This is a genomic window from Roseateles sp., from assembly GCF_039595595.1.
GTDB lineage: Bacteria > Pseudomonadota > Gammaproteobacteria > Burkholderiales > Burkholderiaceae_C > Roseateles.
Map to the genome: position 1 here is coordinate 209,530 of NZ_JBCNLG010000008.1, position 12,874 is coordinate 222,403.

Below are 12,874 nucleotides of genomic sequence, written 5' to 3' on the forward strand. Positions count from 1 at the left end.
GGCGGGGCGGTCGCGGACGGATCATTCGGAAGCGGCGGCAGGCCCGGAAGCGGCGGCCAATTGCCGCTCGAGCTCCTCCAGCAGGGCCCGGCCGCGCGGCGTGTGGGCTTGGGCTCGAACGTCGCGGCTGTCGTCGGCGTTGACCTCGAGCACCAGTTTGAGGTCGGGCGGCGGCAGCATGCCGGCCGCCTTGTCGGGCCATTCACTCAGCTTGAGCCCCGGCGCGGCGAACAGGTCGCGCAAGCCCGCGTCCTCCCACTCGCGCGGATCGCTGAAGCGGTAGAAGTCGAAATGGTGCGCGGGCAGGCCGCCCAGCCGCGGCGGGGCGTAGTCTTCGACGACGGCGTAGCTCGGGCTCTTGATGCGGCCGGTGACGCCCAGCGCGCGCAGCAGGTGGCGCACCAGGCTGGTCTTGCCCGCGCCCAGTCCGCCATCGAGTTCGATGCTGAGGTCGGTGATCTGGGGACAGCGGGCCAGCGCCTGCGCGAAGCGTTCGCAGGCGGCCTCGTCGGGCCAACGGAATGGGCGGGTTTCTAGAATGCTCAACAGCGATGAATTCCTTGATCAACACCCCGCGGCCCGGCGCGTCCGGCGACGCGACCCCGAGCCCCTCCCGAGACCCCGACGCGCTGGCCGCGCTGATGGTCGAGGTCCGCGCCTGGGCGCATGAGCTGGGATTCTCACAGATTGGGGTGGCCCACGTCGATTTGAGCGATGCGGAGGCCGGCCTGCAGGCCTGGCTGGCCGCCGGCTTCCATGGCGAGATGCAGTACATGGCGGCGCACGGCCTCAAGCGCGCGCGCCCGGCCGAGCTGGTCCCCGGCACGATCAGCATCCTGACCGCCCGCATGGACTATCTGCCCGAAGCCGCGGGCGCCGAGTGGCAGGCGCGCGAATGGGCCGCGTTGCGCGAGCCCGCGCGCGCGCAGGTGTCGCTGTACGCGCGGGGCCGGGACTATCACAAGGTGCTGCGCCAGCGGCTGCAGCAACTGGCGGACCGCCTGCAGCAGCGCCTGGGGCCGACGGGGCATCGCGTGTTCACCGACTCGGCGCCGGTGCTGGAGGTCGAGCTCGCCAGCCGCTCCGGCATCGGCTGGCGCGGCAAGCACACGTTGACGCTGCATCGCGACAGCGGCTCGATGTTCTTCCTCGGCGAGATCTACCTGGACCTCGCGCTGCCGCCCAGCGAGCCCGTCACCGCGCACTGCGGCCAGTGCCGCGCCTGCCTCGACGCCTGTCCGACCGGTGCGATCGTCGCCCCGTACCGGCTCGACGCGCGGCGCTGCATCAGCTATCTGACGATCGAACAGGACGGGCCGATCCCGCTCGAGTTCCGCGAGGCCATCGGCAACCGCATCTACGGCTGCGACGACTGCCAGCTCGCCTGTCCCTGGAACAAGTTCGCGCGCAGGAACGCGCTGCCTGATTTCGAGTGGCGCGAGCCGCTGGGCGACGCCACGCTGCTCGAGCTCTGGGCCTGGGACGAGGCGGCCTTCCTGCGCCGCACCGAGGGCTCCGCCATCCGCCGCATCGGGCATGCGCGCTGGCGGCGCAATCTCGCGGTCGCGATGGGCAACGCGCTGAGGCAAGACCTGGCCCCGCAGACGCGCGCGGCGATGACCGCGGCGCTGACGTCGGCGCGGCCGGACGCGTCGCCGCTTCTGGCCGAACACATCGACTGGGCACTGGCCCGGGATCGCGGCGCTGCGGCCGGGGAGGGCGCGAGTGGCCGCGCGGCCGGTGAGGTCTCTACGTAGTTCCGCTAGCGCGCTGTCACCGACGAGATACTTAAGCTGTCCTGATCGATCCATCCCCCTTCCGGAAGACGAGGAGAACATGAACCGTCGCTCGATCCTTCAACGCGGCCTGATGCTGGGCACGCTCTCGCTGTCGTGCGCCGTGGCGCTCGCCCAGTCGTATCCCACGCGGCCGGTGAAGCTGGTGGTCCCGTTCGCGCCGGGCGGCACGACCGACATCGTCGCCCGCGTCGTCGCGCAGCACATCGCCGGGCCGCTGGGCCAGACCATGGTCGTGGAGAACAAGGCCGGCGGCGGCGGCATCATCGGCGCCAACGACACCGCCAAGTCCGCGCCGGACGGCTACTCGCTGGGCGTGGCCACCGTCTCCACGACGGCCACCAACCCCGCGATCAATCCCAAGACGCCGTACAACCCGCTGACGGACTTCACGCCCATCATCAACCTGGCGGCCACGCCCAACGTGATCGCGGTGCATCCGTCCTTCCCGGCCAAGGACTACAAGGCCTTCGTCGCCGAGCTGAAGAAGAACCCGGGCAAGTACAGCTACTCGACCTCCGGCACCGGCGGCATCGGCCACCTGCAGATGGAGCTCTACAAGAGCCTGACCGGCGTCTTCGTCACCCACATCCCGTACCGCGGCGCGGGCCCCGCGCTGAACGACACGGTCGCCGGCCAGGTGCCGATGATCTTCGACAACCTTCCTTCGGCGCTGCCCTTCATCAAGGACGGCCGCCTGATCGCGATCGCGGTGGCCGCGCCGCAGCGCCTGGCCGTGCTGCCCAACGTCCCGACCTTCAAGGAACTCGGCCTGGAGCCGGTGAACCGCATGGCGTACTACGGCATCCTCGGGCCCAAGAACCTGCCCAAGGACGTGGTCGCCAAGATCCACGACGCCGCCCGCAAGACCGTCGAGATGCCCGAGGTCCGCAAGCGCATCGAGGAGACCGGCTCCATCGTCATCGGCAACACGCCGGAGCAGTTCACCGAGCAGATCAAGGCCGAGTACGCGGTCTACAAGAAGGTCGTCGAGACGCAGAAGCTCAAGCTCGACTGAAGCCGGACCGGCCGGATGCCGGTTCGTCAATAGAAAAAGGGGCGCCCCGAGGGACGCCCCTTCGTCATTGCGGCGGGTTCAGAAGAGGCCGCCCGTCAGCGACTTCGTGACGGTTCCCAGCAGGCCGTTGGAGGTCGTGTTCGTCAGCGAGCCCAGGGCAGCCGACAGACCACTCTGCGCAACGCCACCGCCCCCGCCCAGGCCCAGCAGCTTCGAACCCGCACCGATCAGTGCACCAATCATGGTTTTCTCCTAAGAGAGGCCGCCGCGACTTCCGGAACGTCGCCATGGTGCCGCGAGACACGGCCGGGGTTCCGGCACGCGGCGGCCTGGAATCAGGTCGCGGCACAGAGCGGTAGTGCAGGGGCCGGGGCGTTTCGAGTCGCTCTCCGAAGTGCTGACGGCAACCGCGCGGATGACCCTGGTGAGGGGTTGTCCAGCAATTTCGTGCGGTGAAAGCGAAGCCGACGATCGGCGCCTGCGAATTCCGGGTGTATTTCAAATCATGAAATCAGCTTTGCGGCATGCAAAAACCGCCCGTGCTGCACCGCCGCAAGATTTCTCATGATGGAAGAGCTACTCTCACGATCCGGTTTTTGGTTCACAAATGATTGATTTATAAGGAGTAAAAAATCAGTCTTATATAAGACATTCACATCCACGAGCGCCGCCAAGCCGCCTAGATTTGAGCCCATCGGTTTTCGATTTTTTCCCTTCCTCAGCAACTTCATTCGAACCAGGAGCTCACCATGACGACCTTGACCCGCGAACAGCAGATCGCCGCCCTCGACAAGGACTGGGCCGAGAACCCTCGCTGGAAAGGCATCCAGCGCGGCTACACGGCGGCGGACGTGGTCCGGCTGCGCGGCTCGCTACCGATCGAGCACACGCTGGCCAAGCGCGGCGCGGAGAAGCTCTGGAGTCTGGTCAACACCGAGCCCTTCATCAACGCGCTGGGCGCGCTGACCGGCAACCAGGCCATGCAGCAGGTCAAGGCCGGCCTGAAGGCGATCTACCTGTCGGGCTGGCAGGTCGCCGGCGACGCCAACAGCAACGGGGAGATGTATCCCGACCAGTCGCTGTACTCGGTGGACTCGGTGCCCAAGGTCGTCAAGAAGATCAACGCCACCTTCAAGCGCGCCGACGAGATCCAGTGGAGCGAGGGCAAGAACGACATCGACTACTTCGCACCCATCGTCGCGGACGCGGAGGCCGGCTTTGGCGGCGTGCTGAACGCCTTCGAGCTGATGAAGGCCATGATCGAGGCGGGCGCCTCGGGCGTGCACTTCGAGGACCAACTGGCCGCCGCGAAGAAGTGCGGCCACATGGGCGGCAAGGTGCTGGTGCCGACGCGTGAAGCGGTGGCCAAGCTGGTCGCGGCGCGCCTGGCCGCCGACACCATGGGCGTGCCCACCGTGCTGCTGGCCCGCACCGACGCCGAGGCGGGCGACCTGGTCACCAGCGACATCGACGACAACGACAAGCCCTTCTGCACCGGCGAGCGCACCGTCGAGGGCTTCTTCCGAACCCGCAACGGCCTGGACCAGGCCATCAGCCGTGGCCTGGCCTACGCGCCCTACGCCGACATGATCTGGTGCGAGACCGGCAAGCCCGATCTGGCCTTCGCCAAGGCCTTCGCCGAGGCCATCCACGCCAAGTTCCCGGGCAAGCTGCTGGCCTACAACTGCTCGCCCAGCTTCAACTGGAAGAAGAACCTGGACGACGCCACCATCGCCAAGTTCCAGCGCGAGCTCGGCGCGATGGGCTACAAGTTCCAGTTCATCACGCTGGCCGGCTTCCACAGCCTGAACTACTCGATGTTCAACCTGGCCTACGGCTATGCGCGCAACAACATGAGCGCGTTCGTGGAGCTGCAGGAAGCCGAGTTCGCGGCCGCCGAGAAGGGCTTCACCGCGGTGAAGCACCAGCGCGAGGTGGGCACGGGTTACTTCGACGCGGTCACCACCACGATCGAGGCACAGGCGTCGACCGCGGCGCTGAAGGGTTCGACGGAGGACGAACAGTTCTTCGACGCGAAGCACGGCTGATCGCCGCGCGCGTCCCCGCGTGAGCGGGGAGGAATGAACCGGAAGGGGCTGCCGCGAGGCAGCCCTTTTTTTGTCATCCCGCGGCGGGCACGAGTGGGCCGCTTGCGTCGTGACGCCGCTTCGCGTGGGCCAGATCCGCGAGCGCGTCGCCGCTGTCGGCGCGGCCGAACAGGTTGGCGGGCTCCAGATGGCGGGCCAGGGCCTCGTTGTGCCGCCGCAGGTAGGCCGCGTAGGCCTCGGCGTTCCCGTTCACGAGCTCGAAGAAGGCGGCGTCGTCCTGCAGGCGCGCGCGCAGGCGGCCGTCCGCGCCGCGGAACAGCGCCTGGACGGCCTGGTCGGCGCTTCGGGTCAGGTCGCGAGCGGTCTTGAACAGCACCTCGCGCCGGAACTCCGGCAGGGCCTCGATGAGGGCCGCCACCGGGTGGCGCTGGAGCTGGAGGTGCAAGCGCTCGTGGAGCTGCAGCGCGGAGCCCTCGAACCAGCTCAGCGGATAGCTGCGCTCGCGCAGACCGTGCAGCTGCTTGACGCCGTCGCCGAGCAGCGTGGCCGATCCGCCGCGCGCCCGGTTGCGCGCGCGCAGGCGCTCAAGGCGCTGGCTGGCCGAGACACGCGGCTCGGTGCTGTGCAGGTCCTCGGCCTGGAGCACGTCCAGGATGTCGCGCCACATGCGCGTCTGCACCGCCAGGGCCTGATGCTTGAGGTAGTCGCTGGAGACGCCATCGAGGAGGGTGTCGATTGACGTCGCGCGCAGCCGATCGCCGAAGTCCTCCTGGCGGAGTCTGGCCTTCACCGGCTCGTCCGCGCCGTCGCCGGCGTAGCGGGCCTGCCGTGCCTCGTTGAACGCGGCGCCCACGCTGGCCGCCACGGTCAGCGCGGCACCGGGCACGGCCAGCGCCATCGTGACCGGCGCCGCCGCGCCGGCCGTCGCGAGGGTCGCGATGCTCGAGCCGGCCATGATGGCCTGACCCGCCGCCAGGCCGGCGTCGCAGATCTGGCTTCGAACGCTGTCCGCCGAGCGCGACCGGACGTCCTGCTCGAAGACGCGGGCAGCGGGTCCCGGCAATTGAGGGGCGAGCGCACGCACGGCTTGCGCATCCTTGAGGAGCTGACGGCGCTGGGCATGGTGGACGCGGCCGCTGAGGACACCCGAGGCGCCCTGCGCCAGCTGCGCGCCGAGCAGGATGCCGCTGGCGGTGGTCTCGAACGCCTGCGCGGCCGTGCAGGCCGCGGCTTGGCCGGCGATGTGCCCCGCCGCGGCCGACGCGGCGGCGCCCGCCTCCGATGCGGCGGCTCCGGACGACACCGCCATGCCGGCCGCCATGCCGGGCATGCCGGCGCCGGTGAGCAGCGCCGGCGTGCGGGCGCGTTTGGTCAATTGCCGTTCGCCTTCCGCCTTGCTCAGCCGCTGGGCGCGATAGGCGAGCTCCTGACCCGGCCACGGCGCATGGCGCTCGCCGCGATGAGCGAGGATCGCTTCCGCTTTCCGGTTGAACGCCTTGCTCAGCTTGCCGTTGCCGGGCTTGTGCTGCCGCTTGTTGGCGAAGTTGTGCTTGAGCAGCGCGAGAAAGCCTTGCTGCCGCTTGAGCTGCCGCTCCTCGAAGCGGGCGGCGCCCTGGTCATGCAGCGACCTCAATGCGTCGAGGTCGGCGTCCGAGACGCCACTGCCCGGCGTGCCACCGCGGCTCAGGGCGTCGATCATGCGGCTCTGTTCGTCCAGGCACTTGCGCACCTGGGCGGGATAGACCCGCGCGTAGCCGGCGCGGGCGGACTTCACCGCTTCCTTGGCCGAGAGCGCCACCAGCGGGAACAGCAGTCCGAGCAGGCCGATCTCCACAAAGGGCTGGCTGGCGTCGGACAGCGTGGCGGGGATGGCGCCCGCGATGTCATCCGGGCCGTCCAGGTTCTTCACCTTCGCCAGGATCCGCAGCGCCGATGGGAGGTTGGCGCCGGAGAAGTCGTCGATCACGCGCGGGCCGGAGGAGAACCGGCACCGGCCCAGCGTCACGCCGGCGGAGTCGCCGCCGAGCGGCGCGAAGCGCAGGCGGCCGCGCGGCGGCGCACCCGCCGAGGCCTGGATCGATGGATCGGCCTGGCCGCCAGGCCGCGGCGGGGCGAGCAGGGGCGCGCCCGGTCCGCAGGGCGCGGGTACGGGTGCCCTCACTTGAAGAGCGTGTGCATCGAGTTGCCGGCCACCTGGCTGACCCCGTTCGCCACCGTGGAGATCAGCGGGCCGATGAGAGGCAGCTTGCCCAGGGTCTTGGAAACGCCGTTGGCGGCGGCGTTGACGCCACCGACGGCAGCGCCGGTGGCGAGCAGGGGAAGCAGGAAGGCCATGGCCATCGTCCTTGTGCAGTGAAGGTCCGATGTAGTGCCTGGGTGTCAGGCCTTGTTCCGCGGCCTTCTTCAACGGTCTTGTGCCGCAGCCTTGTTCCGCGCGTGTGTTCCGCGCGCCTGTTCAGCGGGTCGAGGCCTCCGCGGCGTGCGAGGCGCGGTCACGCTGGCGCCATTCCTGGATCAGTTCGACGACGGCGTCCGGATCGGCCGGTTTGACCAGGTGCACGTCGAAGCCGGCCTCGTGCGCACGGCGGCGATCGTCCTGCTGACCGTAGCCGGTGAGCGCGATGAGCAGCCAGCGATCGCCGCCGGGCAAGGCGCGCAAGCGGCGCGCGACCTCGTAGCCATCCAGGCCGGGCAGACCGATGTCCAGCAGCACGACGTCCGGCGGGTGGGCGGATGCGGCATCGAGCGCGGCGGGTCCGTCGAGTTCCACCTGCGTGGCCAGGCCCGCCAGCTCGAGGAAGACCGCCATCGAATCGGCCGCGTCGCGGTTGTCGTCCACGACCATGACGCGGCAGTCGTCATCGCCGGTCAGCGCCGGCGGCGCGGAGATGGCCGGGGCCTGCGCCAGCGAGCCCGCGGCCGCCGCCGTCCCGCCTGCCGGGGCCACCGGTTCCTCGGCGGGCGCGGCGGACGCGGCGGGCAGGCGCACGGCGAACTCGGAGCCTTGGTCCGGCCCGTCGCTGCGCGCCTCGACCGTGCCGTGATGGAGCTGCACCAGGCGCTGGACCAGCGTCAGGCCCACGCCCAGGCCGCCCTGGTTGCGGTCCAGGCCGCGCGGTCCTTGCTCGAACAGGTCGAACACATGCGGCAGCAGCGTTGGCGCGATGCCCCGGCCGTTGTCGCGCACGCTGATCAGGAAGGCGGCGCCGGTGTCGTCGCCAGCGGTATCGGGCGTCAGCGTCAACGCGATGTGGCCCTCCGGCGCGGTGTATTTGCTGGCGTTGTGCAGCAGGTTGGTGACGACCTGGATCAGCCGCGCCGCGTCGCCGCGCACCGGCGCCGGGCGGTCGGGGAGCGAGAGCCGCAGCTGCTGGCGGTGCGCGTCGATCAGCGACTGCACCGGCTCCACGGCCTGGCGCACGACGTCGCGCAGATCCAGCGTTTCGGTCTTGAGCACGATCTTCCCCTGGCTGATGCGCGCGACGTCCAGCAGCTCGTCGACCAGCCGCGTCAGATGCTTGACCTGGCGGTCGGTCACGGCGACGGCGCTGGCCAGGCGCGTGTCATCGGCCTCGCCGGCGCGGCGCGCCTCGGGGTCGGACAGCCGGCGCATCAGCTCGATCGCGTTGCGGATCGGGGCGAGCGGATTGCGCAGTTCATGCGAGAGCATCGCCAGGAACTCGTCCTTGCGGCGGCTGGCCTCGAGCAGGCCCGCCTCGGCCTGGCGGCGTTCGACGATCTCGGCCTGCAGCGCGCCGTAGAGCCGCGCGTTCTCGAAGGCGATCGCGGCGCGGCCGGCCAGTTCCTCCAGCGTCGGCCAGTCCGGCGGCTGATGCGGATCGGTCAGCATCAGCCCGCCGAGCGCCCGTTCGCCGGCCACCAGCGGCAGCACGACGCCGCTGGCCGTGTCGCGGCGCAGCAGCGCGCGCGACGCGTCGCTGTCGTCGCCCGGTCCGGGCGGCTCCGGTGGCGCGCCTCCCGGCTGCAGCGCCGGAATCATCTGCTCGAGCGCGTTGCGCGTCGCGTTGTAGAGCACCTCGGAGAGCATCTGCGCGCGGCCCTCGATGAACAGCGGCGGCTCGCCGGCGGCGATGGGCGCGTCGCAGCGCAGCACGCGTTCGTGGCCATGGCCCGCATCGCGCAGCCACAGCAACGCGCGCGGCGCGAAGCGCGGCACCAGCAAGGCCAGCAGACGCCGCATCGCGACCTCGGCATCGAGCGAATCGGCCAGCTCGCGCCCCGCCTGCGCGAGGAAGATCGAGCGCCGCGTGTTCTCCTCGGCGGCGCGCTGCGCGGCCTCGGCGCGCGCGATGGCGATGCGCTCCAGCGCCTGCTGCCGCAGCCGCTGCTGCATGATGAACAGGTCGACGAAGACCCGCACCTTGCTGCGCAGCACGTCGGGGATGACCGGCGAGAGGATGTAGTCGACCGCGCCCAGCGAGTAGCCCTGCGCCGTCTGCAGCTCGTCGGCGTAGGCGGTGACGAAGATGATGGGCGTGTGGGCCGAGCGCCGGTAGCCGCGGATCAGCCGGGCCGTCTCCAGTCCGTCGATGCCCGGCATGTTCACGTCCATCAGGATCACGGCGAACTGCTGGCGCAGCACCTCGCGCAGCGCCTCGCTGCCCGAGCGCGCGATGACCAGGTGCTGGTCGAGGTCGGCCAGGATGGTTTCGAAGACCAGCAGCTTCTCGGGCAGGTCGTCGACGATCAGGATGCTGGCGCGCTCGGCGGCGTCCGGCGTGGCGTAGCCGTCGAAGAGGGCGCTCAGTGGCATAGCCAGCCCCGCAGCACGGTCAGCATGTTGGCCGGATCGACGGGCTTGGAGAGGTAGTCCCAGGCGCCGGCCTCGATGCATTTCTGGCGGTCGCCCTTCATCGCCTTGGCGGTCACCGCCACCATCGGCAGGTCGCGGCCGCGCGGCAGGCGACGGATCTGCTGCATGGTCTCCAGGCCGTCCATCTCCGGCATCATGATGTCCATCAGCACGATGTCGATCGACGGGTCCTCCTGCACCAGCCGGATCGCCTCGCGGCCGTTGTCGGCCGAGACGATCACCATCCCGTGGCTGTCGAGCACCGTCGCCAGCGCGAAGATGTTGCGCATGTCGTCGTCGACGATCAGCGCCTTCTTGCCGGCCAGCGGGCAGCGCGCCTGCTGCGCGTCGAGCAGCGCCTGGCGCTCCCCGTCGCCCATGTCCGCCGGCGCCCGGTGCAGCGCCAGCGCCAGCGCGGCCAGCGCCGCGTTCGTGTCCGCCGCGGTGCGCACCGGCAGGCCCTGCGGCCGCGACCAGCGGTTGCCGCCGCCCGCGTCATCGGCGCTGGTCGCGCCCGGCGCCGCGGGGGCCGCCGCATCGAGCGCCACCACCGCCAGTGGCAGCGTGCCCGGCCGGCGCTCCAGCGCATCGAGCACGTCCTGCGGCCCGAACGGGCACCAGGCCGCGTCCACCAGCAGCGCGTCGACGCGCGGCAGCACCTCGCGGGCCTCGTCGGCGGTGCGCACGATCACCGGCTCGACGTCATGCGCCAGCGGCGCGAGCAGCGCCAGACTGCCCGGTCCGTCGGGCATCGCCACCGCCAGCCGGCGCACGGGCCGGTCGAGGTAGCGCTGCAGATCGCGCAGCGCGCGGTCGACGTCGTCGCGCGACTGCAGCGGCTTGGACAGGAAGCCCAGCGCGCCGGCCTGCAGCGCGCGCTCGCGCGCGTCGTCGGTCGAGACCACGCACACCGGCAGGTGGCGCGTGTCGGGGTCGGACTTGAGCCGGTCCAGCACGCGCCAGCCCTGCATGTCGGGCAGGAAGATGTCCAGCGTGATCAGCGCCGGACGGAACTCCTGCGCCATCGCGAGCGCCCCCGCGCCGGTCGTCGCCACCAGGCCCTTCATGCCGCCGTGGCGCGCCGCCTCGAGCAGCACGCGGGCGAAGGACAGGTCGTTCTCGACGATCAGCAGCACCCGGTCGCCGCTGCCGATGTCCTCGCGGTCGTCCTTGGCCACGTTGGCGAAGACGATGCTGTCGGGCGCCGTCTCGAGTGACGCGGGCGCCGGGTCGCGCGGCGGCGGGGCCGCGGCCGCCGGGGCGCGGCGCGCCGCCGCGCGCTGGACCGCCGCCTCGGCGAGCTCCGCCGCGCTGATCGACGCCGGCGTGCCGGTCTTGAGTTCGTCCCGATGCGCCGCGTCCGCCGCGGCGCTGGCCGGGGTCGCGTCGCTCGCGGCCGGGCGTTGCCGCCCGGTGCGCGCCGGCGTGTAGTGCTGCGGCAGGTACAGCGTGAAGGTGGAGCCGCGGCCGGGCGCGCTCACCAGCTTGATCTCGCCGCCGAGCAGCCGCGCCAGCTCGCGGCTGATCGCCAGGCCCAGACCCGTGCCGCCGTACTTGCGCGAGGTCGAACCGTCCGCCTGCTGGAAGGCCTCGAAGATGATCTGCTGCTTGTCCGAGGAGATGCCGATGCCGGTGTCCGTCACCGAGAACGCGATCACCTGCCCCGCGTGGTTGAGCACCTCGTGATCGGCGGACCAGCCATCGGTGGCCGCGCTGACGTTGAAGGTGACCTGGCCCTGGTGCGTGAACTTGAAGGCGTTGGACAGCAGGTTCTTGATGATCTGCTGCAGCCGCTTGACGTCGGTCACCAGCGACTTGGGCAGCGGCTGCTCCATCTCGATGGCGAAGCCCACGTGCTTGGATTCCGCGAAGTGGCGGAAGCTGCGCTCCACCGAGCGCTGCAGCTCGTCCAGGCGCAGCTCGCTGACGTCGACGGCCACGGTCCCGGACTCGATCTTGGACAGGTCCAGGATGTCGTTGATCAGCATCAGCAGGTCGTTGCCCGAGGCGTGGATGGTCTTGGAGAACTCCACCTGCTTGAGCGTCAGGTTGCCCTCGCTGTTCTTGCAGAGCTGGTCGGACAGGATCAGCAGCGAGTTCAGCGGCGTGCGCAGCTCGTGCGACATGTTGGCGAGGAACTCGGACTTGTACTTCGAGGTCAGCGCAAGCTGCTCGGCCTTCTCCTCGAGCGCCTGGCGCGCCTGCTCGACCTCGGTGTTCTTGCGCTCCACCTCCTGGTTCTGGTGGGCCAGCAGCTGCGCTTTCTCCTGCAGTTCGCCGTTGGTCTGCTGCAGTTCCTGCTGCCGGCGCTGCAGCTCTTCCGCGAGCGACTGGGACTGGATCAGCAGGTCCTCGGTGCGCGTGCTGGCCTCGATCGTGTTGATCACGATGCCGATCGATTCCGTGAGCTGGTCCAGGAAGGCCTGGTGGGTGGAGCTGAAGCGCTCGAGCGAGGCCAGCTCGAGCACGCCGCGCACCCGGCCCTCGAAGATCACCGGCAGCACCAGCACCTCCATCGCCGCGGTCTCGCTCAGGCCCGAGGCGACGCGGAAGGCGCTGCCCGGCACGTTGGGCAGCAGGATCTTCTCCTGGTCCAGCGCGCACTGGCCCACCAGCCCCTGGCCGAGCGAGAGCTCCTTGCCGTGCGTGGCCAGCCCGCCGGAGGCGTAGCTGGCGATCAGCTTCAGGCGCGGCATCTCGCCGCGCATGTTGAGCACGTAGAACTCGGCCTGCTGCACGCCCACCACGGGCGCGAGCTCGCTCAGGATCAACTGGCCGACGGTGACCAGGTCCTTCTGGCCCTGCAGCATGCGGCTGAACTTGGCCAGGTTGGTCTTGAGCCAGTCCTGCTCGGTGTTCTTCTGCGTCGTGTCCTTCAGGTTGCGGATCATCTCGTTGATCGTGTCCTTGAGGGACGCGACCTCGCCCTGGGTCTCGACGGTGATGGAGCGCGTCAGGTCGCCCTGCGTCACGGCGGTGGCGACCTCCGCGATCGCGCGCACCTGGGTGGTGAGGTTGGCGGCGAGTTCGTTGACGTTCTCCGTCAGGCCCTTCCAGGTGCCGGAGGCGCCGGGCACCTTGGCCTGGCCGCCGAGCTTGCCCTCGACGCCCACCTCGCGCGCCACGGTGGTCACCTGGTCCGCGAAGATGGCCAGCGTGTCCGTCATCGAGTTGATGGTGTCGGCCAGCGCGGCGATCT

Annotated in this window: 9 protein-coding genes; 3 read left to right on the top strand and 6 right to left on the bottom strand. The window is 70.2% G+C overall.

The genetic code is table 11. From position 1 onward, the window contains the following. Nucleotides 1-21: 21 nt before the first annotated feature. Nucleotides 22-546, bottom strand: coding sequence for a tRNA (adenosine(37)-N6)-threonylcarbamoyltransferase complex ATPase subunit type 1 TsaE (gene tsaE, locus ABDW61_RS12840; protein ID WP_343639135.1), 525 nt, complete (start codon nt 544-546; stop codon nt 22-24). A 95-nt stretch (nt 547-641) separates the two neighbouring features. On the opposite strand from tsaE, the gene queG reads away from it, so the two are divergent. Continuing rightward, nucleotides 642-1,757 carry a tRNA epoxyqueuosine(34) reductase QueG gene (queG, locus tag ABDW61_RS12845; RefSeq protein ID WP_343639159.1) on the top strand — a complete coding sequence of 372 codons (1,116 nt, stop codon included), beginning with the start codon at nt 642-644 and terminating at the stop codon, nt 1,755-1,757. Between the two features lie 79 nt (nt 1,758-1,836). Continuing rightward, on the top strand, nt 1,837-2,814 hold the full coding sequence (locus ABDW61_RS12850; protein WP_343639137.1) for a tripartite tricarboxylate transporter substrate binding protein BugE: 978 nt from the start codon (nt 1,837-1,839) through the stop codon (nt 2,812-2,814). 78 nt (nt 2,815-2,892) lie between these two features. Here ABDW61_RS12850 and ABDW61_RS12855 read toward each other — a convergent pair whose 3' ends face one another. Beyond that, nucleotides 2,893-3,057, bottom strand: a complete 165-nt coding sequence (locus tag ABDW61_RS12855) for a hypothetical protein (RefSeq protein ID WP_343639139.1) — start codon at nt 3,055-3,057, stop codon at nt 2,893-2,895. Nucleotides 3,058-3,572: 515 nt separating this feature from the next. Here ABDW61_RS12855 and aceA point away from each other — a divergent pair. After that, nucleotides 3,573-4,862 carry an isocitrate lyase gene (aceA, locus tag ABDW61_RS12860; RefSeq protein ID WP_343639160.1) on the top strand — a complete coding sequence of 430 codons (1,290 nt, stop codon included), beginning with the start codon at nt 3,573-3,575 and terminating at the stop codon, nt 4,860-4,862. A gap of 73 nt (nt 4,863-4,935) precedes the next feature. Here the strand turns inward: aceA and ABDW61_RS12865 are convergent, their stop codons facing one another. From ABDW61_RS12865 to ABDW61_RS12880, 4 genes are all read right to left on the bottom strand, one after another. Continuing rightward, entirely contained in the window at nt 4,936-7,023 is a 2,088-nt protein-coding gene (locus ABDW61_RS12865) for a hypothetical protein (protein WP_343639140.1), read from the bottom strand. Then, nucleotides 7,020-7,196, bottom strand: a complete 177-nt coding sequence (locus tag ABDW61_RS12870) for a hypothetical protein (RefSeq protein ID WP_343639142.1) — start codon at nt 7,194-7,196, stop codon at nt 7,020-7,022. The genes ABDW61_RS12865 and ABDW61_RS12870 overlap by 4 nt, the downstream gene beginning before the upstream one ends. Before the next feature lie 121 nt (nt 7,197-7,317). Further along, complete coding sequence (locus ABDW61_RS12875) at nt 7,318-9,636, bottom strand: response regulator (protein ID WP_343639144.1); 2,319 nt, start codon at nt 9,634-9,636, stop codon at nt 7,318-7,320. Continuing rightward, a partial coding sequence (locus tag ABDW61_RS12880) for a response regulator (protein ID WP_343639146.1) occupies nt 9,627-12,874 on the bottom strand: 3,248 nt, incomplete at its 5' end. The genes ABDW61_RS12880 and ABDW61_RS12875, both read right to left, overlap by 10 nt.